The organism is Runella sp. R5_40 (genome assembly GCF_057652295.1).
Map to the genome: position 1 here is coordinate 166,287 of NZ_JBYFCH010000010.1, position 22,807 is coordinate 189,093.

The window sequence follows — 22,807 nt, forward strand, 5'->3', positions numbered from 1 at the left end:
TCTTGAAAAAGCTACTCCTTAATATTTATCTAATATCAATGCCTTTTACAAGTGCTTTTTGTATCAGTAGCAGCTTGTCTTGGCCGCTGATAATTAGCAGTTTTTGCACTTTTTTTTTACTAATTTTCTTTATATCAGGAAACAAAATAAGCATTCCAAATAGAAAGCCCGTCTTATTAATTACTTTTTTTTTACTATTTATATCTTTAAGTTTTTTCATTAACGATATACTTTCCCCTCCTAGTAGCTTTATTTTTGGCAAATCAATAAATCACCTTTTTGCTTACATTGCTACATTTATAAATTTTTATATAAGTTCATTATTTTTATTAAATTTAAATAGTGACAAATTAAATCCAAACAAAATAGCTACGCTTATTACTTGGATTTTGTTATTTTCGTGCCTATTTGCTATTGTTGAATTTGTTGCAAAAAATGTATTTCAGATTGATTTTGACCGAATAATACCACATCCTTCTGTTGAGAAGATGAATGCACTAGCTCTAGGAGATATTTTTAAATCTATTCGTGCCCGTGGACTATCAGAAGAGCCTGGACATTTTGCATTTATGGTTGATTTATTTCTACCAATTGCTGCGTATTATTTGTACTTCTCTCATCAGTGTACATTTTCAAAAAGTCTTAAAGTTGTTATCGTTTTAATTTTTGTTATAACCATAATAATTACGTTTAGTACTGCAGCTTTTTTTGCGTTACCTATAGGTTTATTTATCTCGTTTGGGTATTTCAGAAAACACCTATTAACTTACTTACCTCAAATTATTTTTGCAGGAATATTATTACTTTGTTTTGCCATTATTTTGGATAATTATTTTCCTATTCTCACACAGCTTGCGCTTGACATTGACCAAAAAGCTAACAATAGTAGCTCGATGGATGATCGTTCTTTAAGATCTTATTTATTTCAGGTATATTTTACTAAAGCCCCGATTGTTAATAAATTAATTGGCTATGGCCCTTCTGGCTACCTGCGTGCGGGTATGGAAGCCGACTCAGACAGCTTCTTAGTTCTGTACCAAACCTTCATTTTTGAGTCTGGTATTATTGGCTTTTTAATTTTCATTTCTTTTCTATGGGTAGTATTTTTAAATATCCGAAACATAATATTTCCTCTAAATTTCTTTTTGTTCTACTCATTTATATTAGGAATTTTGCACTACTTTTTTATTAGTAATTACTGGTACCCTTGGTACTGGTTTATATGTGCTTTCATAACGTACATTGGTACTTTAGCTGAGTATCAAACCAATAAAAACACATGAAAAAAATAAAAGTTATTCATATAATTCATAATCTAGAGATTGGAGGAGTAGAAACTGCCATTTTATCTTCATTAAATGATTTGAATATTGACTTTGACTTTACTCTAATCTGTATTGGGAGTATTAAACCAGATATTTTATCTAAACTAAATTCGGAAATTTTAAAAAAAACATTCCAGATAAACTCTATAACTAATTTATGCAAATGTTTAGTAATGATAAAAAAAAACTCTAAATACCCAATAATACTATCCTCACTTTGGAAAGCTCATTTATTCCATGGAGTACTAAATCTCCTGCTAAATCCGTCACATTCTATTGTTATACTACATAGTGCCAAGTTTGCTCATTTACTTGATCGTTTAGGAATATTGATTGGCCTAAAGTTTGCCAGTGAGATTTGGGCAGACTCTCAATCAACGTTAAAATTTATTTCCCCATATTTATCTTCAAAAAAAACAACAAAAAAAATAAGTTTTTTATTACAGCATTATACTCCAAAAATAAAATCACAAAAGGAAAAAAAAGAATTTAAATTCATATTTCTGGGAAGAGTATCCCAGGAGAAACGATTAGATTTATCAGTAAAATTTATCAATGAATTAAAACAAAGAGGATTAAACATATCACTAGACATATTTGGCCCTGATAATCAGACTTGGGAGTCTTTAAGTAAATATATTAACGCATTAAATCTCAACAATCTCATTAAGTATAAAGGAATATGCCCATTTGAAGAAACTCCAAATCTACTCTCTCAATACGACGCATTTGTACTTATGAGTGATTATGAAGGCATGTCGATTTCTACTGTGCAAGCAATGGAAATTGGGCTCTTATGCTTTCTGAGAAACGTTGGCGAAATCGCGAACTATGGCGAAAACATGGTAAATTCGGTCATTCTAAAAAGTGAACAACCTGATGATTGGCAGGAATTTATTGAAAATAGTGTAAACGTCCTCAACAATCAAACACTCCAAAAGGCGATTTTATCCAATTCAACTGCTAAATTTGCAAATCAGTTGACCTACACTCAGGACATTATTCAAAATTTAAAGCGGTTATCCACCAATTCTTAGCTTTTGGCCAACCCTGTTGAACGTAGGTTAGTACATGCGATACTTTAATATCTTCTAATGAAGCACACAATACTGGTTACTGGAGGGGCAGGGTTTATCGGGAGTCGGTTGGTAAGAATGCTGTCTGAAAATGGCTTTCAAGTCGTTGTGATTGATAATTTGACCAGTAATCTTCCATTTGTCCAGTTACCAAATGTTACCAATTATAACCTCGACGTCCGAGATGCCACGGCATTAGATGAAATTATTGGGGCTTACAAACCCTACTGTGTTGTGCATCTGGCGGCCATTCACCACGTCCCCACTTGTGAAATTGAACGTAATTATGCGCTTGAGGTCAATGTCATCGGTACTGAAAACCTCCTGCTTAGCATAGAAAAACACCAGGTTTCAAAATTGGTCTTTGCCTCCACAGGTGCGGTGTATTCACCCGACTTCCCAATCTTGAATGAGGATGAAACGCCCGTTGATCCGTTTGATAATTACTCTTTGTCGAAATTTACAAATGAAAAACAGATTCGCTTTTATCAGCAGCGTACTGAGGCCGATGTGTGTATTGCCCGTTTGTTTAATACCATCGGAGCCAATGACCCTAATGCCCATTTGATTCCCGATATTTTACGGCAAATTGACCCCGAAGAAAGTCATGCGATTGTCAAGCTTGGAAATATAAAAAGCCGTCGGGATTATATTCACGTAGAAGATACGGCCAATTTGCTCATGCTGATGGCCACCTCTGCTCCCAGAAAAGGGCTGAAAGTGTATAACGTTTGTACTTCGGTCGAATATTCAGTTGAGGAAATTGTTCAGAAAATTGGGGTGTTGATGAACAAACCCATTTCAATTGAGATTGACCCTGAGAAAATTAGAAAATACGACCGAATTAGCCAAATTGGCAACAATCAAAAAGTATTGACGGAGTTTAATACCCAACTATTTTTCACCATCGAAGATGCGCTGAAAGATATTTTGGCAAAAATGTACGACTTCCAAACCTAGTCGTCAAAATAAAGATAGAATGGAGTTAGCGAATCGAACACGCATCGGAATATTATTTACCTACTTTGCTACCGACTGGATTGGAGGTCATTATTACCTTATCAACATCATCAATTCATTGAACAGCCTTCCCGACGCGCGTCGCCCTCATATTTTTGTCTTTTACGATCATAAAGTCGAAAGTTCGCTAGCCCTTATCTCCTACCCTTACGTTACCTACGTTTATCATAAAGCTCCCGCTAACAATTACCTCAATTACGTAAAATCGTGGCTTTCGCGTAAGAATTTTTTCATTGGAGATATTATCGAAAAATATCAACTCAAAGGTATCTATCCGCTCATGGATTTTCCACTGGGAAAACCCGCCCTTTCGAGTAAAGTAGTTTCATGGTTTCCTGACTTTCAGCACCGATTTTACCCCGAGTATTTCTCTAAAATCAATATTTTTTTTCGCGAACTCCGCGTAAAACGTTTGTTACAACGCACACATGCGCTGGTATTATCAAGCCAAGACGCTTACAATCACCTCAAACGATTTTACGCCGTTCCCGCCAGCTTACCCGTTCATATTTTGCGTTTTGTTTCGCAAGTTGAGCGTCCGCAGAATTTGTCATTTGACGAAATTACGGAGCTTTACCAAGTTCCCAAACGCTATTTTATTGTTTCTAATCAATTCTACATCCATAAAAATCATTGGGTAGTACTGAAAGCCCTTGAGCAGCTCAAGCAACGTCGAAATGATTTTATCGTTGTTTTTACGGGCAAAGAAGAAGATTATAAAGTCACCAATTTTGTACAAGGACTCAAAGATTTTGTCACCGAAAAAGGGCTGTCAGACTACGTTCGTTTTCTTGGAGTTATCCCTCGAACGCATCAGCTTTACTTAATGAGCCAATCTATTGCGGTAGTCCAGCCAAGTAAATTTGAGGGTTGGAGTACCGTTGTGGAAGATGCAAAAACCCTCCAAGTTCAGTTAATTTTGTCGGACATTGATGTTCACCAAGAACAAATGCAAGAACGTGGCTTTTATTTTTCTCCCGATGATGTTGATGAATTAATCAGATTAATGGAAGGATTTTTGGATAATACCATTGCACCAAAACCTACTTTTGATGATTTTGAGCAACGTATTTCAACATTTGCGAATACTTTTGTAAAAATCTTTCAAGATTAACTCTTAGATTCGCTTTTTTATCGCCTAAGCTCTTGTTTCAATGCCGTTATCCAATTTTCGTAAACTTCTCAACTACCTCATTGTTGGCTTTCCGTTTGCGATACTTTTGGGCTGGTTTTATTTAAAGGTGTATCAATTTCAGTACCTAAATGAAAATTTCGTTGATGGACTGATTGCCCTCCAATTGAGCCGTGGTTGGTTGGAAGGACGACCCATATTGTTTGATACCTATTACGGTTCTCACTGGCTTCACCACAATTATTATTTTATACTGTTGACGGGCTTTGTCACCAAGTTTACGGGGCTTTACGGCTTATTTCTTATCTATTTGGGGCTTTTAGCCACTTTTTTTCTCAAATTCTACCGTAGTATCCGCACAAGAAACTGGCTTAATGACTGGTTTATCGTTATTCTTTTTGGCGTAGGGCCACTTGCCTATCACGTATATTTGGACAATTATGGTTGGCATCCTGAGCAATATTTTTTGCCCCTGTTGGGCCTTTTTTCGCTCAGTTTAGCCCGACGCAAATGGATAGAAGTCGCTTTTTGGGGGGTATTGACACTTTCTATCAAAGAAACTGCGGTGGTTTTGCTTTGTGGAGTGACGCTGTTTGCTTCGGTGTTATCAAACCTCCTTCAACATCCGACCCAAAAATGGCCTCGTTATTTTTTCAACCGAAATAACTACCTCATCGTTGGAATTTCAATCGTTGTTTTTGTTGCAGGAATGTGGTGGTTGTCGTACCTCAATGGCCCCCACCCTAGTCGATTGGGACAAGCTGTTTTGCTCATTCAGAAAAAAGCATCTATCTCCATGACGGTCGTTTACATTAGTTTAGTTGCTTTTTTTTCAAGTGTAACGTTGGCTGCGGCTTGTTTACTTTTCATTCCTTGGTGGCGGGTTATTCCCCAACCGAAAGTCATCATCGGCGTTTTTTTAGGGTTTTGCTTTGTGTTACTCACCGTTTTTTTTGTGGAAGGCATGTTGTATTTCCCCGAACCCAACATGAGTATTCGCTACCCTGCACGCGTCGGAAGCTGGTGGGCATTTATGATGAGTTGTTACGTTTTTATGACCATTCGGCTGGTCGAAGCCAAGCTCCAACCCCATTCCAATCAGCGCGAATGGCTGCTTTGGGCGGGGCTTTTTCAGTTTTTTATCACCCCAATGGCCGTCAGTAACGCCTCGTCAATTCACGGTCAAATGTTTAGTATCAAAAAGAATTTCTTGTTTATTCACAACAATCGACTCGGTACAAAACCCTATGCCCAAAGCCCCGCAAAGGTGCTGTATGAATTGGCCCAAAAACTCCCCAAAGGCTGCGAAATCGTATGCCCCGCTGAGTATGTAGGGATTTTTCAGAATGTATATGCCAACGAATGGAGTTATGATTTGCGCATTTTGACGCGGCCATATTTGTATATTTACGAGAAAAAAGACCTTAAAACGAACAAAAAATACATTTTTCCCAAAAAAGAGGGTTATACGACCGTACCGCACCCTCAATTTTTGATTTTAGCAGACGCTGTATGGTACAATCAACACTACAAATGAGTGGCGAAGAACGCGAGAAGTGGATACGACAAAATCGTTACTATTATACCTGCCTCATTCAATATCTTCGATTTGTCATTCCTTCCAATGCCTCTATTTTAGAAATAGGCTGCGGCACGGGGTATTTGCTCGAAAAGCTACAACCAAGCCGTGGCGTTGGTATTGACTCCTCGAAAGATATGATTGAATACGCCCGCCAACACCGTGGCCAGCACGATTATTTTCACATGGATGCCGAAGCACTCGAACTGACCGAAACCTTTGACTATGTGATTATTAGCGACACCATTGGGTACTTTGGCGACGTTCAAAAAGTCTTTCAGGAAGTCCAAAAAGCATGTTCTCCCCAAACCCGAGTTATCATTAGTTATACCAATTTTTTTTGGTTGCCGTTGTTGCGTTTTGCCGAAATTATTGGCCTCAAAATGCCCCAAAAACGCCAGAATTGGCTTGATATTAGCGACATAGCCAATTTGTTGACGTTGGCAAATTTTGACGTTGTTCGGCAAACAAAAAAAATTATTTTCCCTCGGTATATTCCTTTGGTATCGTGGTTTTTAAACAAATACGTTGGCAATTTACCCTTGTTTAACTTCTTTGGATTGGTCACATTTTTGGTCGCTCGAAGTGTCAAAAAACCATTCAAAGCGGCTGAAGACTTGACTGTAAGCGTGGTGATTCCTGCCCGAAATGAAAAGGGTAACATCGAAGCGCTCGTACAACGTACCCCCAAGATGGGGAAAGAAACCGAAATAATCTTCGTAGAAGGCAATTCGACCGACGATACTTGGGGTGAAATTCAACGTATTTGCCAAAAATACCAGGGGCAAGTACCTTTAAAATGGATTCAACAAGAAGGTAAAGGGAAAGGAGATGCCGTTCGCAAAGGATACAGCATAGCTACGGGCGACGTTCTGATGATTTTGGATGCCGACATGACGGTTCCCCCCGAAGATTTGCCCAAATTTTTTGAAGCCATTGCTACAGGCAAAGGAGAATATATCAACGGAACGCGGCTCGTGTATCCGATGGAAAAAGAAGCCATGCGAACCCTCAACCTACTGGGCAACAAGTTTTTTAGCATTGCTTTTTCTTGGTTATTAGGTCAACGTTTGAAAGATACGCTCTGTGGCACGAAAGTGATGACGCGAGAAAACTACCTCAAACTGGCGGCCAACCGTTCTTATTTTGGTGATTTTGATCCATTTGGCGACTTTGACCTCATTTTCGGGGCGGCAAAACTCAACCTCAAATTTATTGAAGTCCCCATCCGTTATCGTGCCCGAACGTACGGCGAAACCAACATTTCTCGCTTCAAACACGGGTGGCTTTTGCTCAAAATGACCTTTTTTGCCCTCAATAAAATCAAATTTTTGTAACAACGTATGACTTGGCACGAAACCATCGAATACATCCAAAGCAACCCACAGTTTGCCGAGATTGTAGCCAATACCTACATTCTCCCCGAGCTGGGCGTCAATGTAGAACGGTTTCGTCAAAGTGCTGAATTCCAAGAAACTTTGCGTTTAATTCGGCATTATTGCCCTATTCCTAACCCGTATCTTTTAGACATCGGCGCTGGCAATGGCATTGCGAGTATTGCTTTTGCCCTCGAAGGTTTTCGGGTCGTTGCCCTTGAGCCCGATCCAAGCCCAATGGTGGGAAGTGGGGCTATCAAAACGTTGGTGACTATGTATAAATTATCAAATGTGCAAATTGTCGAAGCATTTGGCGAAGAATTACCTTTTGATACTCAGACATTTGACATCGTTTATGGTCGTCAAGTCATGCACCATGCCCACCATTTACCCAAATTTTTGGCAGAAGCCGCTCGGGTACTTCGACCAAAAGGGCTGCTTTTTACAACACGCGACCACGTCATTAAGGACGAAAAAGACAAGCAAAATTTTTTAAAAAAACACCCTTTGCACGGTTTTTACAGAGGAGAAAACGCTTTCCGCCTGACTGAATACCGCGAGGCTTTTGCCAAAGCATCCATGCAAATTGTGGAAGATTTAAGCCCTTCCCAATCGGTCATCAACTATGACCCCTGGAATAAAAAGCGCCTCTCTGACCTCATTGGCAACAAAATAGGTCGTATTTTTGCTAATCAGCAATGGCTTGTCGATATTGGTTGGCAAGCATTGATGTTCCGACAAGAACACTTGTCAGGTAAATTGTACAGTTTCATCGCGCGAAAAGAATAAATCCTCCATGCCCTCCTTTCTGTACCTTGAGCAATACTTTTTTTTGAGCAACTTTTTGGTTGGACTGGCATTTTTTTGGGCGGTTTATGGCTGGGGTTTAGCCTTTTTAGATTTGTTTGGGATTTATTTACCCACTCCCTTAAAACAAATCATTGCGGTTATTTTGGGTTTTTTAGCCGTAAGTCTTACTGTTCAGTTGCTCGCCTTTGGTTTTTGGCTAACGCCTCTGGCAATCAACGTGCTGTATGGAATGCTCGCGGCGGGTCTTGCCTATTCAGTAAGCCGCTTTAGTTTTTATTTTACAACCTCAAAAATTACCTTTTCAACCCCACAATTAATCTTAGCTGGCGTTGGTTTCATTTGTCTATTGCCCATTTTCATATACGCCTTGTTGCCTTCTACCAAAATTGACGAACTGTTTTATCATCAGTTGGTGGCGCAACGAATTGTGATGGATGGTGGACTTATTTTCTATCGCCAACCTTGGGAAGCCGCCATTCCTCCGCATCTTATTTACAATTTTTCGCAAGTTCCGCTTGTCAGTCTTGGGTTTACCGATGCCCCCAATGTGGTAAGTTTTTGCTTTTTGGGATTATTTCTCTGGTCAATATACCAATGGATGCGCCAAGCAGAAACACCTGTGTTTTGGATAAGCATAGGTTTATCTTTGTCTTGCTTAGGCATGTATCGCTTGGTTTTTACTTCCGCAGGAAGCCATCATTTTGGAGATTTAGCCGCATTTGCAGCCTTTTATCTCACCCTTAATTTTTCGCAACTTTCCCAAACGCAGTCGGTTAAAAGTCTGCTTAGCGGAATTGGTTTACTTTTACCCGCAATTCTGGGTGCAAAAATGTCGCTTGCACCTTATGCGGCGTTGGTTGGTTTAGCAGCAATCTTTGAATTGTATCAACAAAAACAATTTTCTGTTCGGAATCTGTTGTTACTCCTTTGGCCAACCCTGGTATTTTACCTACCTATCGTCATTTGGACGTATGCACAAACCCATTCACCTTTCGGTTTAATCTTATCTCAATACTTCGATACTACACTCATAGACAAGCACTTACTTGCTTCAACTTTACAAGCAGAAGTCGTTAATACTCCTACTTTTTTAGAACATACTCAAACCGCACTGTTGCACTTTCCATACCTTGTTTTGGGTTCGTTTGTTGTGTTTGGTTGGAGCAATTACCCTCGGCGTGATAAAATTAAAATGTACCTCATCGCCATTTTATTTTTATTGATTCTGTACAAATTCGACTTGCTTTACAGCCCACGCTTTTGGGGGAATTTACCGTTGTGTTTTTTCATAGCAACCCTACTTTCTCTGCCACAATGGGCTACAAAACCAACATATTTTTACCTCAAAGCAGGTTTAATTTTTGTAGCTGTACTTCCCTATCTCGGCATGACGTACTTGTATTTGTACAATTTACGACCTTTTCCACTTACTACAGCGCAGCGCACACATTTTTACCATCGTTTTTTGCCCCTATATGACGACTTTCGGGCACTTGATCGCATCCTTCCTACAAATGCGTGTTTATATACCCAAGAAAGGATAAATCTTGTCCATGCCCCTCGTCGTATCTTTCGCGATAGCCTTGATGTCTGCGATTGTCCATCGGTTTATGCACTAGAGTTTAAAAATAAACCGTTATCTTTTCCACTTTCGATACAACACCGCAACTACCGCACTGGCAAAATCATATACCAAAATCCAACATCTGTCATTTCCACATACCGAACCCCAAACAAAAAGCCCAAAACAGAGCAACTAACGGTATATGAACTACGGCCATAAAGTAAGCAACGTATGAGTTTTCCTACCCAAACCACAGAGCCTCGCATAAGTATTGTCACCGTTTGTCTCAATGCCGCGGCACATTTGACGACCACTATTCAGAGTGTTGTAAGTCAAACCTACCCAAACATTGAGTATATTGTTATTGATGGACAATCGACCGACGGGACCTTGGATATACTTAAAAAGTACGAAACAAGCATTACAAAATGGGTCAGCGAAAAAGACAAGGGAATTTATGATGCGATGAACAAAGGCATACAAATGAGTACGGGTGATGCCATCTTGCTATTAAATGCTGGGGATTTTCTTCAACCCAATGCCATTGAAGAAATGGTCCAAAGGGCACAGGGAAACGTGAATAACAAAATCATTTGCTGCGACTGGGTCGTATTTTTTTTAAATTCCACCAAAAGGATACACCGCCAAGCTGAATTTAATTTTAACCGAAAAAATGGTATTTGTCACCAAGGGACGCTCATTGGCCGCGAGATTTACCGTACTTTTGGGGGCTATGACACGTCTTATCGTTACGTAGCCGACTATGAATTTTACCTAAGAGTGTGGACCATCACCCCAAGCGTCTTTGTCCGTGCTCCAAAATACTTAGCCAATTTTATGTTCGAGGGTTTTACCACCAAAGGAATACGGAAAAGTAACATTGAACGTTGGAAAGTAATAGAACGGTACTTTTCGTGGAAAGAATCATGGTATCTACGTTTGACTACGATGGCCGCCATTATGGTCCGAACGTTGAAAGCTGTGACTAGTTAAAAGGGTGTTAATGAGAGAACTGCTTTACCAATTAGCTTATTTGCGGACACAACTGACACAATTAGAAAAACTATTTGTGTGGGCAATTCTCTTCGTTTCAGTCGATGGCTTTCCACTTTTACCACTCAACAACGAAAACAGACCCCTATCTACCGTTATTTTGCTGGTTTACTGGATTTTACAAAAATTAAAATCCAGAAGTATTTCTGTCTTTGAAATCCGTGTATGGCTAGGACTCTTGGTACTCCTACTATTCACTTTTGCTAAAGCCTACTTTGTTTACCACGATTTTCGGGGGTTCTTCAAGTTTTGTATCACAGGCACCTTATCAGTGATTACCATTGCTACTTGCCGCCATTTTTTAAAAGGTTTGCTCGAACGGTTTTCTACCACTGAAGTTATTCGACTCCTGACCTATAGCCTCATTTTATCTTCTGTTCTTCCAATTGGCATTGGTTACGTTCAGTTTTTTGCTATTCAAGGGCTGCTACCCATGCCCATTGCCAATTTATTTACCAGTTTATTCAGCTATCGCCCCTTACTCGACCGTCCGCAACTTACCACTACCGAAGCCTCCCACGCGGCAACTTATGTACTAATTGTTCTCTTTTGGGTCTATTCGTTTTATCACGACAACCCTACCTTTCGACGTATCTATCTAACCGTTTTATTCGTATTATTTTTGTTGATAAGCTCCTCGATTGGGTACGTAGCATTTATTGGTAGCTTATTTATATACTGGCTATTTTGCACAAAAATCAATTTTCGGAGGTTATTTTCTAACGTGGGCATTGGCCTTATTTTTATCGGGTTAGCCTATTCACTTAGAGATTATTTTCTTATCGAATACACGGTTCATCACCTCAGTATCGTAGGTGATTTGCTAAGTAGCTTTAGTGCCGATAGACTCACTTATTGGCTACAAGAAGATTATTCTTTTCTCGAACGTTTTGGCACGCCGTTACTGGGTTTTCTGTCGCTCTATGATTCTTCTTTTTTAGGAATTGGCGGAGAAAGTTTCTATTACATTTTCCCACAACTGATGTCCGACTACTTCCCCAATATGCTCACCAATCCACTATTATCTGAAAGGATGCAGTTGGATGCCCATTTTACTGTTAAATTTTTACCCGCTAAGATTGCTTCCGAATTCGGGATTTGGGGATTTTTGTTATTTATGTGGTTTTATGTTTCTACTTTCAATAAAATTAACCATTTTCAAAAAGAATTTAATAATCCTACCTACCGTGGATTATGCCTTTGCTTTATTTATACAATGATTAGTACGTATATGTGTAGCTACTTCAACTTCATCGTCATTCTAGTATTTGTCGTTACGCCTTACTTATATTTTGATGATTTTGAAGCTGTAATCCATAACACCCCTACCCTACCTCTTGACCAATGATTTCTATCATTACAGCAGCTTATAACTGTGAAAAATACTTAGGACAAGCCATTGACTCCGTCATTGCCCAAACATTTCAAGATTGGGAAATGCTGATTGTCGATGACGTATCGACCGACAGAACAACTGAAATTGCCCAAAAATACGCCAAAAATGACTCCCGAATCAGACTTATTTGTAGTCACCAGAAATTATACTCAGCTGGAGCGCGCAACTTAGGCACCCAACATGCCGCTGGTAGCTATATTGCTTTTTTAGATGCTGACGACTGCTGGCTACCCCAAAAATTAGAAATTCAGTATGAGTTCATGCAAAAAAATAACCATGCCTTGTGCGTTACTTCTTATCAAACATTTAACCACGAAGGCCAAATTCATCCTCACATTCTGAAAGTTAAACCGATCATAAAATACCACGATTTTTTTTATTCTAACCCCATCGGCTGCCTGACAGTCATGTACGACAGAAACAAAGTAGGTAACTTATATTTTCCAACCGATCTTTTTTTTCAGGAAGACTATGTGCTGTGGGCCAAAACTTTGCAACAAACAAAGTATCATTTTTATGGCATCGACATCCCCTTGGCTTTCTATCGTTTACATCCCCACAACAAATCATGGAATAAGTGGAAAGTAGCGCAGTACCATTGGGCAACAGTTTATCGACGTTGTTTTAACTGGAATTTCTTTCAAAAGCTATACTATTTTACATTTTACATCATAATCAATCTGCGAAAATACTATTACCTACGCCCTTTGAAATAAGCACTGGAAGTCAATAAACGCAAAAAGCGACTTGAAATCTCTCCAAGTCGCTTTTTGCAAACGGTTAACTATTTCTACAAATGCGTTTGGGCCGCATATAAATCCCGTGGTGATACCTCCGCCCAAGAGTAATCTGACACTTTGTCGGTCGCTAAAATATTAGCACCCATGCCCATTGCCTTGTCCCAATCACCCTCACTATCCACGTCATAGACGCGAATTAAGATTTTTTTCTGCATCAACTCATTAAAATCAGCTTGTTTTCCGCTGCCTGACTTTACGTTATAAACAACCCTTGAATTTGGAACAGTTAGCTGGTCTGCGTTGTCACAATCGGCAAAACAGATACGCTGCGAACGGTTGTTTCGATAATAGACTTTCTTCCAATCTTCGTTGCCACTCAGGCAAAAGATAAAATGATTTTTTAACGAGCCAAGGGTGGGCCAGCCTTGTGCCTGGACTACATCTGAGAGTTTGTTGGAATCTGTTAAACCTGGAAAAAGGTCGTGTGGTGTTTTTATCAATTCACGACCAAAATAGGTTGTCAGATAATTATCTATCTCATCTGGAAATAGCCCTTCATCACCTTGGTCACTTTTGATGTCCAACATGACCCAAATTACATCGTGGTCAGGGTTTTTGGTATGCCAATCTGATAACTGATCCAAACAAACAGATAATTTTGGCCCTCCATTCGTCGCATGATTCACGGTAAAATACCCATCATTCATCGAATCACTTGAATGTCGCCAAATGTCGAGTTCTATCCCTCTGCATCCACATTGATAGATGGGAGATTTCAAGGTGAGTTGTTCTGAAAGGCTTTCCTTCCGATCGTACGAATTGTGCGATGCTTTAAACACCACGTTTTGAAACGGGGTACTGTCTTGTAAACTTGCCATAACGTTGAGTAAAGATAAAAATGAAACCAATTGATAATTAAACACTAACTGCCGCCGCCATGCTGTAAAGATTCACTTTGGCTATGTGTGGAATTTTTTTGCGACCATCGGTACTTCCATTAATACCATAATCGTCTTTGATGTGCGCCTGTATTTGGTCGTGAATTTGATCAGGAATGTCACCTGTTGTGATAATATCGGTTTGAATGGGGTCTTCGTTTTTCATTTGCACAAACGCCTGAGCATAACAAATCACTCCAACGGCGTTGTAGCAGGCCATCAAGATCAAATGGTCGTCTTGGTTATCTCCGCGAATATGGTCGATTTTGGTAGAAACCAACAGGCCAGAATTGCCTTCCATCTTGGTCAATTCTTGGCGCCACGTACGGTAGTTGTGATCATCGTCGTACGAGTATTCTACCACCAAGTTAAAATCAGAATCATCTTTTGAATCTTTGTAAAACCAGCCATGGTTTGTGCTGCTATGTTTTACATCTACGTCATCGTAGGTATCTAAAGTCGAGCTAAAAGTATCATAGTTGAAGTTCATGACAATAGGAAGTTAAGGGTGAATTAAACTGATACCGAATTAGTGAGGCGAATGATACTGTGACAAACCACAGGGATGAAGTACATACGTCCTCCATTGTCACTCCATTTCACCACAATTTTGGAAATATCGTTGTACGCTTTGCAACATACGTCGAATACTTCTTTTGTTCCTTCGGCTACTTCTTCCGAAATTCCTGCTGTTTCAAAAGCACCCAGTAAACCCGCTACGTCGAAGGCAATATCGACGGCCTTGATGAGTGTTTCTGGAATTTGGTACCCGTCATTTCCAGCTTCCCACGTATAACTTACGCTCGATAAATGGGCTTTATCGTCATAATTGAGGACAAGTATCACGTGGTCATCGGTTGCCCCTCCCCTGATATGGTCAAGCTGAACCGTCATTTGCATCGTCGTTGATGTTTTAACGACATTGGTTGGATAATAAACCCGATAGTTTGAGTCTTCCACTTTGTACTCAATTGCGGTACCGTCATTGGTTTCTTCGCAATCAGGATAAAACGACCGAAAAGTGGTCTTGTTAAATGTGTAGTTCATAACGTGAAAAGTTAATAGTTTAAAATTTTGAAGAGTTTTTCATAACGTTGGGTAAAATTATGTTGAGCAATTAACCATGACTTAGTTGTTTAAGCCGATACAAAATTGAAAAACATCTGCCGCCTCCGTATCCGTTAAAATACCCTTTTTTCAAAACGGGCATTTTAACCTATACCAACCCCGTAATTTTACCTATATACCAAAAACAGGCATTTTTACCTATAATTCTAGCTGGGGAAGCCCCTAGATTTGTACGTTTTCTTTATATTTAGATTTTTCAATCAATCATCCCTCAACTTAAAAAAAGACTCATGAGTACGCACGTAACCAAAGACCAAGAAAACGAATGGCAATCAGTAGCAGTACCCCTAGCCGACGCCCAGTCGTGGGTATCAAACTGGATCAATGCTAACCCTGCCAATGACCCTGATTTTAAACCTTCAGACATACGCGCATTTGTAGTTCGCCGCGCCGATTTTGTTGAAGCCCTTGCTCAACCTGACACCGAATATGCCCGTATCTATATTGGACTCAAACCAAACCCTGACACAAAACTTGGATATGAACCTTGTATTATCATTGCAAGTGCAGCGGTAAAAGGAACAACCATTAAAGATTATGACGGCGATGACAAAGATGTCATCATTGATTTGATTGGAGAGCAAACAGTCTATGATATAGCTACAGGGAAAGAAGTTCGAGGTGATTACCAAGTTTTCGATGTGAGTCGCCCTTGTCCGCCTATTTGCGACCCCAAAAGCCCTCTTTTTATACCAGCCCCTGATGGCTCATCTTGCGATTAAAAATTAGCTATAAAATAAATGATACAAGATTTCTTGACATGGATGCTCTATCATACGATTTACTTCTTGATATTTCCAATCGGAATTGCACTTTACCGATATAGATTTATTAAGAAAGAACGTACGTACGTCATTGCATTTCTAGGTCTTGGACTTTTAACGGAGTTAACTGCCACGTGGTTTAGTGAAGTATTTGGCACCAATTTACCCATACTTCATTTATATACTGTGTTAGAATTTAACCTCATTGCGTTATTTTATTTTAGCTTTTTTGGCTATTTCTATAGTCGTCGTTTAGTGCCTAGTTTGATGGTTTTCTTTACGGGATTTGCTGTGTTGAACTCCTTGTTTATTCAAAAAATCACGGAGTTCAACACCTATTCTCGGGGATTAGAAGCCCTTTTGGTGATTATTTTTTCGCTTTTATGTTTTTACAAACTATTGATTGAACTTAGTTCTAAAAACCCTACTCAACAACCCATTTTTTGGATAAACACGGGTTTCTTGCTCTACTTTGCGGGCAACCTCGTTTTGTTTATCCTAAGCAACGTCATTTTAAAAGAAAATAAAGCTTTCAATTACATGTCGTGGGGGTTACATTCGTGCCTGATAGCCCTTTTGTACATCTTAATTGGAATAGGTTTATGGAACAGTCCTCATCAGAAGTAGATTTATACCTTGCTATTTTCGGTGGGTCGTTTGTGATGATTTTACTGGTAGGTTGCGTGGTAGGGTTTATTGTACTTTACCAACGCCGTCTATTTCGTCAAGAATTAAACTATAGAAAAATGGAACTTAAATACCAACAAGAACTCATCAACAGTACGTTGGAGGGGATTGAGTCGGAGCGAAAACGGCTTGCCCGTGATTTGCACGACGAAATTGGGGCTGCACTCTCGGCCATGCGCTTGTTGGTAGGCCAAATGCCTGCTGAGTCAAAAATTTCGCCCGAAATCGTTTCCTTAACCAAAAAATACAAAGAACTGATTGACGCAACCATTGATAGCGTTCGACGTATTTCTAACGACCTACTCCCCAGCGGATTAGAAGAGTTTGGATTGAGTTATGCCATCGAAGGGTTGTGCGAAAAATCGCTTGAACTGACTGAGGCCGACATCGACTGGCAAATTGAGGACATTCCTGAAGCCAGCGTTTCGCTCAACTTGATGTTGTACCGACTTGTGCAAGAATTGCTCAATAATACCATTAAATACGCACAAGCAACTCAAATTCAGATTACAGTTCAAAAGCAAAACACCCAACTTACCCTACTTTACATCGACAACGGGCGCGGTTTTGATTTTGACGAGGCGTATCGCAAAAAAAGCTTAGGTCTTAAAAATATCGAAACTCGTGCCCGTATGTTTGATGGTACATTGCAGTTTATTACCCAACCCAATCAAGGGACCAAAGTGACCGTTAACGTTCCTCTTTCCGCATACTAATTCTATGGCAAACATTCGCGTAGCCATTACCGACGACCAAGTACTTTTTCGGCGCGGAATGGCGTCAATTATCAATACTTTTGAGAATATTTCGATTGTGTTAGAGGCTGATAACGGCCGTATTCTACTTGATTCTCTTCAAAATTTTGAACCCATTCCCGACGTGGTCTTGCTTGATTTGTCGATGCCTGAGTTGAATGGAATTGAAACCACCAAGCTCCTCCACGTACACTATCCTTCGATCAAAATAATTATACTTTCGGTTTATGGCGAAGACCGTTTTGTAACTCATTTGATGGAACTGGGGGTAAATGCCTATCTTTTCAAAAACGTTGAACCTGAAGAAGTAGAACGAGCCATTCGGACAGTTATTGACAAAGATTTTTACTTCAATGAGGCGTTTCTGAACGCCATGAAAAATCGGCTGACGAACAAGCGTCAAAAAATTACGCTCACCGATAACATCCCTTCTACCCTTACGTCGCGGGAAATGGAAGTACTTAGCCTCATTTGTAAACAACGAACTGCCCAAGAAATTGCCGACCAACTTTTTATTAGCGTTCGTACTGTCGATGGGCATCGCAACAATTTGCTCGAAAAAACAGGCGCTCGTAACTCAGCGGGTTTGGTTCTTTTTGCCATCAAACACAGGCTCATTGACCCAACCGAGCTTTTATAACAACAAGACCCGCCGTAGCGGGCCTTGTTAATTCATTTTGGTAAAATCCAACTCTTTTACGGCATCTTCACCACTTTCAGGGTAGTTTGTTGATTGTTGGCAACAACTTTTAAGAAATAAACTCCTGACTCAAGTCCTTCAGTAGCCATTTCTTCACGGTGATTATTGGTATCAGGCACAAATTGACGACTCAAAATTTCACGGCCCGAAACGTCGGTCAGTGTTGTTTGCACCGACTGTCCCTTGCGGTCTTGCACCTGAAGGCGGAGGATATTTGTGACTGGATTGGGGAGAACAGTAGCAAATGCTTGCTCCTTGCCCCCTGCCATTTGCCCCTTGCTTTTTGCCCCTTCACTCACTGCTACCTGCTGATTACTATCCGCTGTCCGCGCTCCTCCCACACCTACTCCATCTTTGGACTGAATCCTGAACCAATATTCCTGATACGCCAACACGTTGCCTTGTGGCTTACGGGTAGCAGGATAAATGCTTCCCCAGCCTTTCATGTCCCAATAACGCACACTCAATTTGTACAAACCTTTCGGTAGCCCAGCGTCATAAACGTTCCCGCCACTTCCATTGTCCTCATAAAAACCATACGCGGGATGATTGGGTCCGTAAAGCTCCGTCCAGCCTTCGCGGTTGGCATACATAAAGTACGGGGCATTGTTTTCATGGGTATTGTACGAACGAATGACGCCCATTTCTGGCGTTGCCAACAAATCAAAAGTCAATGAGCCACCTGTACCTAAGCCACAAGCATCCACGTTGATTGTCCAGTAACGAGGCGTGGTTTTATTGGTATTTTCGACAAAATACAACGTCGGATTTTGCTGCGTACTTTGCTCCAATTCTGCCCCACCATCACGGCCAATGAAGTTACTTTTCCAGTCATCGCGGTTGTTTGTTGGCTTTACTGCCGACTGACTTTGGCCTAGGTTAATCAGCGTCAACACAAAAGCATTCCAGCGTATGTCCTGATGCGCACTTTCCAAACTTTGGCAACCTCCTTCAAAAATGCACTTGGCCCAATAAGACTGCTTTGTTACGTTGTTAAACGATACGTCGAAACTTGGCGATGTCACGCCTGTATTCCAAAAAGTACTACTGCCAGCGGGACAATTGGCCGAGACAGTCACAGTAGTCCCCATACAAACCGAGGCTTGACTTACCGTTACGATTGGAGCAATATGAACTGGGTTTACGGTGAATGTTACGACGTTACTTTTTCCACTCAAGCACCCATTTTCGGTCTGGCAGCGTGCATAATACGAAGTAGTCACCGCTGGAATCGTCGTAGGAAGGTTAGGCAGTGCAGCCTCCGTGAGGGCATTGTACCATACCGTTTTTAGGTTTCCGCACGAAGCTTGTCCACTAAAATTTGCGCCCGCTTGACAGCTTACGGTTGATGACAGTGCCGCAGTTGGCGCCGCTGGAATCGCTACCAATTTTAAGCGCATCACCCCCGACTCACTTTCAACGCACGAAGCCGTTCCGTCCGATTTTCGGCAACGCACACGGTAATTATGAAACTGATTGTCTATCAAAGCCGCTGGGATTGTGGCGCTATACTCACCCCCATCAACTGAGTAAACAACCACCTCTCCAACCGCACAAGTGGCATGAAATAATAGCCCTTGGCTGGCCGAGCTACACACTTCCTTGGTTTCACCAGCCGCAACGTTGACACCATCCGCCGTCAGAGAAACCGCTTGAGGAACAGAAGCACGCTGGTTGATTGTAACCTCCATTGGACTTGTAAACGTAGCTGGACAATTAATATCACAGGCGGCTTGGTAACGGTAAGGTTGGTTATTCGACAATTGGGAAGCTGGTGAGGTGCCTGACCAATCGCTCCAAGCGCCATTGCCAACTTGCACACGCCAAACAACAGACGAACCCGAAACGCACAAACCCGAAACCGTAAACTGTAAAAGGTTCACAGGATTCGAATCGGTATCACAAAAAACGTGAGAAGTTCCTTCATTAACAGTCGTTTGTTGCACAGAAAGAATTATGCGAGGAGCACCCACCACCGAAATTTTGGCAGTTGTATTACTCACTGTTCCAGTGCAACCATTGGCATCCGTCACACTTACCAACGTATAGGTAAATACCCCTGTAGTGCTGGTTGGGACTGATACCGTTGAAGTTGTGGTCGTTTGGTTTGGTTCTCCATTGAGCGAGTAAACAAAAGTATATGGGCTCGTTCCACCCGTCGCTGAAAAAGTTACCGATGGTGACGGTGAATTTTTACAAACTTCACTGTTTCCCGAAATACTCGCATTGATGGGCTCATTGAACACGATAGCCGCACTTCCTTCCATACCAATGTTACAATTGCCCAATGATGCTTCAACGGTATATATTCCACTCGTCGCCACTCCTGCAAACTTTATTCCTTTGCCCGTGCCAGCTACATTTGAGCTTAAAATCACCGCATTATCTTTGACTAACGAATACGAAACACCTGTTTCCGAATTACTCAATGAAATAACTACCTCATTTCCTGCACAATAACTTCCTCCTCCGCTTACGGTAAAACGAGTTGGTGTTGTTTCAATTGTCACTGTTTTGGTTGAAAAAGTGGCTGAACATCCGCCGACTGTGCGCGTTGCGACAACGGTGTACGTTCCTGCAATCGCTATTTTTCCAAACGAAATTGCACTTCCTGTGCCTTCAATGGGGGCGTTTACATTATCATCTCCTTTCTTTAATTGGTATTTTACTCCCGTTTCAGAATTAGCTAACCCTATCTCAACGCCATCTCCACCAGCGCAAAAACTCCCCCCACCAGTTACTTCAAAAGCCGTTGGGAGCACACACACCACCTCAGCAGGAATCACTTTCGTGCTTATTTCATTACTGGTCGCCGTAGTAGAAACGGCACAAGTAACATTGCTCGTCAAAACGCAGCTAATGACGTCACCATCTGCCAGTTGCGCATCCGTATAAGTAGTACTAGAAGTACCTACGTTTTGGTTATTTTTCTTCCATTGAAAACTCGGAGCATCGCCTCCATTGGTTGCTACTGCCGTAAAGTTTACAGTTGTTCCTGCAATGATACTGTTATCTGAATCGTCCGATGAAATTACCACCGAAGCTGTCACCAGAGGCTTGATTGTTATTTCAAAAGAAAGGTAAGGTCGGCATGCAATTTCGGTCAACTGGGCATCTGTTATGTCAAGAATGGCATACACGTAATAGTTAACAGCAGCCCCCGTCGAATTGACTGGAAAAGTCAAGTCATTAAAACTGAGAAGATAGGGCGAACTTGCTCCTGTAGGCGTCAACGAACTCCCGAGCGAAGTACCTCCCGAATACATAGATGTACCTGTCTGTACCGAGGTAAAATAGACAAGTTTTACATCCAAATCATTTCGAGTGGAAGTCAAGGAAACATCCGTCGAATTGTCACCTGAACATATTTCTACATTTGTACTGCTTGAAGCAATCAATGTTGGACAATTAAATGCTTCATCGTTGTCCGCAATTGTCACCGTCATTGCTGGCATAACAACTCCATTATAATTTGCATCTTCACTGCTAGTTGTATAGGTAATTGTTTCCGTATGATTACCCTCAATCAGGGCATCGTCCACCGCCGTAACTGTGACTGTTTGAGCAACATTCCAGTTGGCAGGTGTAAAAACAACGCTTGTAGGATTGGTAGTGGTTTGTCCTCCAGGAGTGATGTTAATCGTAACATTCGCCATAGGTTCACTTTTGAGCACTATTGTATAACTATCCGTTTCTGCCACCTCTTTTACCTTCGTAGAACCTCCCGATTCTGTCAAAATAATACCTGAAACATCATTGTCAGTAATCGTAATCATTTGCGAAGTGGTTTCTCCCAAACTAACCCCCGAAGAAGGATTGATGACGGTAAGAGTGGCGATTTCGGTAGTTTCTGCAATAAAATCATCGACAACTTTGAAGGTGATACTTCCTGAGTTTTTACCATTCAGAATCGTTATTTTGGTTGCCGACAATGTGTAGTCGCCCGTTGTAACTCCCGTTCCCGAAACAGCTACTTCCACCGTTTGGTCGCCTGCTACATTAGAGTTGGTTGTTGCCGTCAAGGTTATTTCAGTTTTATCCGCTTCACTTCCCGAAGTGCTACTGGCTGCCAGGCTTACGGTTGGGGCAACCGTTCCTACGATTATCAAATCATTATCAGCCGCAATTGCCCCTGCACCAATTCGTAGCGTTCCTGTTAATCCAGGATTTGAGCCCGCATTAGCTGCCGAACCATAACCATATAGTCGAAAGGTAATCGTACCCGCAACATTGGTCAGCGCATTGGCAAAAGTAATTGTTTCCCAAAGAGGTTCGGTGGTCACTATTGCACTTCCCAAATCCGTCACAAAATTATCAATACTACTTCGTAAAGTGACTTTGTTTGGCCCCGTATTTGATGAGCGAAGTACAAGCCCAACCCCCGTCAGTTTTGCTTTATATCCGTCAGCAATGGTGAGGCTAAATTCGTAATAATCGTTGTTGGTTATCGCATCGGTCAATGTGGTTGTCGCAGTAGAACTAAACCAGCCATTGGCATTGATAGACCCCGAATTTGTAACGGCTGTGATACCTGCCCCACGGTTTAAGAGACCCGAATTTATCCCAGTTGTAAGGGTTGAAGGGGTATTACTTGTTTGACTCCCCGTCGCTCCTGATAATTCCCAAACCACTAAGTTTTGGGAAAACACGAGTTGAACGTACAAAACCAACGCAACGGTTAGCTTTATTCTTTGGCGGAACTTTAGTAAGCTTTGGTTCATGGGTAATTAATGGTTAAATAAAATACTATACATATATACATAC

Annotated in this window: 19 protein-coding genes; 15 read left to right on the forward strand and 4 right to left on the reverse strand. The window is 41.0% G+C overall.

Translation table 11 applies throughout. The annotated features are described in order from the left end of the window. The first annotated feature begins 2 nt into the window (after positions 1-2). From AC23N5_RS18435 to AC23N5_RS18485, 11 genes are read left to right on the forward strand one after another with little or no spacing between them, the layout of a single operon-like run. Positions 3-1,283, forward strand: a complete 1,281-nt coding sequence (locus tag AC23N5_RS18435) for a hypothetical protein (protein WP_487756714.1) — start codon at positions 3-5, stop codon at positions 1,281-1,283. Then, positions 1,280-2,362, forward strand: a complete 1,083-nt coding sequence (locus tag AC23N5_RS18440) for a glycosyltransferase (RefSeq protein ID WP_487756715.1) — start codon at positions 1,280-1,282, stop codon at positions 2,360-2,362. The genes AC23N5_RS18435 and AC23N5_RS18440 overlap by 4 nt, the downstream gene beginning before the upstream one ends. Before the next feature lie 57 nt (positions 2,363-2,419). Continuing rightward, positions 2,420-3,361 carry an NAD-dependent epimerase/dehydratase family protein gene (locus tag AC23N5_RS18445; protein WP_487756716.1) on the forward strand — a complete coding sequence of 314 codons (942 nt, stop codon included), beginning with the start codon at positions 2,420-2,422 and terminating at the stop codon, positions 3,359-3,361. A gap of 19 nt (positions 3,362-3,380) precedes the next feature. Beyond that, on the forward strand, positions 3,381-4,535 hold the full coding sequence (locus AC23N5_RS18450; protein ID WP_487756717.1) for a glycosyltransferase family 4 protein: 1,155 nt from the start codon (positions 3,381-3,383) through the stop codon (positions 4,533-4,535). 40 nt (positions 4,536-4,575) lie between these two features. After that, positions 4,576-6,090 (forward strand): hypothetical protein, encoded by a 1,515-nt coding sequence (locus tag AC23N5_RS18455; RefSeq protein WP_487756718.1) that lies wholly within the window; start codon positions 4,576-4,578, stop codon positions 6,088-6,090. Then, a complete protein-coding gene (locus AC23N5_RS18460) occupies positions 6,066-7,469 on the forward strand; it encodes a glycosyltransferase (RefSeq protein WP_487756719.1) in 1,404 nt (467 codons plus the stop codon). Before AC23N5_RS18455 ends, AC23N5_RS18460 begins: the two co-directional genes overlap by 25 nt. Positions 7,470-7,475: 6 nt before the next feature. Further along, positions 7,476-8,297, forward strand: coding sequence for a class I SAM-dependent methyltransferase (locus tag AC23N5_RS18465; RefSeq protein WP_487756720.1), 822 nt, complete (start codon positions 7,476-7,478; stop codon positions 8,295-8,297). A 7-nt stretch (positions 8,298-8,304) separates the two neighbouring features. Further along, positions 8,305-10,101, forward strand: a complete 1,797-nt coding sequence (locus AC23N5_RS18470) for a hypothetical protein (protein ID WP_487756721.1) — start codon at positions 8,305-8,307, stop codon at positions 10,099-10,101. A 12-nt stretch (positions 10,102-10,113) separates the two neighbouring features. Then, on the forward strand, positions 10,114-10,875 hold the full coding sequence (locus tag AC23N5_RS18475) for a glycosyltransferase family 2 protein (protein WP_487756722.1): 762 nt from the start codon (positions 10,114-10,116) through the stop codon (positions 10,873-10,875). A gap of 10 nt (positions 10,876-10,885) precedes the next feature. After that, positions 10,886-12,283 carry a hypothetical protein gene (locus AC23N5_RS18480; RefSeq protein ID WP_487756723.1) on the forward strand — a complete coding sequence of 466 codons (1,398 nt, stop codon included), beginning with the start codon at positions 10,886-10,888 and terminating at the stop codon, positions 12,281-12,283. Then, positions 12,280-13,047 carry a glycosyltransferase family 2 protein gene (locus AC23N5_RS18485; RefSeq protein ID WP_487756724.1) on the forward strand — a complete coding sequence of 256 codons (768 nt, stop codon included), beginning with the start codon at positions 12,280-12,282 and terminating at the stop codon, positions 13,045-13,047. Before AC23N5_RS18480 ends, AC23N5_RS18485 begins: the two co-directional genes overlap by 4 nt. 74 nt (positions 13,048-13,121) lie before the next feature. Here AC23N5_RS18485 and AC23N5_RS18490 read toward each other — a convergent pair whose 3' ends face one another. Genes AC23N5_RS18490 through AC23N5_RS18500 form a run of 3 tightly spaced genes read right to left on the reverse strand, consistent with a single transcriptional unit; the run spans position 13,122 to position 15,056 of the window. Continuing rightward, positions 13,122-13,949, reverse strand: a complete 828-nt coding sequence (locus AC23N5_RS18490; RefSeq protein ID WP_487756725.1) for a Ca2+-dependent phosphoinositide-specific phospholipase C — start codon at positions 13,947-13,949, stop codon at positions 13,122-13,124. Between the two features lie 37 nt (positions 13,950-13,986). Continuing rightward, entirely contained in the window at positions 13,987-14,499 is a 513-nt protein-coding gene (locus tag AC23N5_RS18495; protein ID WP_122929438.1) for a hypothetical protein, read from the reverse strand. A gap of 23 nt (positions 14,500-14,522) precedes the next feature. Continuing rightward, entirely contained in the window at positions 14,523-15,056 is a 534-nt protein-coding gene (locus AC23N5_RS18500; RefSeq protein ID WP_183971618.1) for a hypothetical protein, read from the reverse strand. Between the two features lie 311 nt (positions 15,057-15,367). Here AC23N5_RS18500 and AC23N5_RS18505 point away from each other — a divergent pair, with 311 nt between their 5' ends. From AC23N5_RS18505 to AC23N5_RS18520, 4 genes are read left to right on the forward strand one after another with little or no spacing between them, the layout of a single operon-like run. Then, positions 15,368-15,859 carry a hypothetical protein gene (locus AC23N5_RS18505; RefSeq protein ID WP_183971617.1) on the forward strand — a complete coding sequence of 164 codons (492 nt, stop codon included), beginning with the start codon at positions 15,368-15,370 and terminating at the stop codon, positions 15,857-15,859. A gap of 18 nt (positions 15,860-15,877) precedes the next feature. Continuing rightward, entirely contained in the window at positions 15,878-16,528 is a 651-nt protein-coding gene (locus AC23N5_RS18510; protein ID WP_221225539.1) for a hypothetical protein, read from the forward strand. After that, positions 16,504-17,304 (forward strand): sensor histidine kinase, encoded by an 801-nt coding sequence (locus AC23N5_RS18515; protein WP_183971616.1) that lies wholly within the window; start codon positions 16,504-16,506, stop codon positions 17,302-17,304. The genes AC23N5_RS18510 and AC23N5_RS18515 overlap by 25 nt, the downstream gene beginning before the upstream one ends. Before the next feature lie 4 nt (positions 17,305-17,308). Next, complete coding sequence (locus tag AC23N5_RS18520; RefSeq protein WP_183971615.1) at positions 17,309-17,983, forward strand: response regulator transcription factor; 675 nt, start codon at positions 17,309-17,311, stop codon at positions 17,981-17,983. 56 nt (positions 17,984-18,039) lie between these two features. On the opposite strand, the gene AC23N5_RS18525 is transcribed toward AC23N5_RS18520, so the two are convergent. Next, entirely contained in the window at positions 18,040-22,764 is a 4,725-nt protein-coding gene (locus AC23N5_RS18525) for a T9SS type A sorting domain-containing protein (RefSeq protein WP_487756726.1), read from the reverse strand. Between the last annotated feature and the right edge of the window lie 43 nt (positions 22,765-22,807).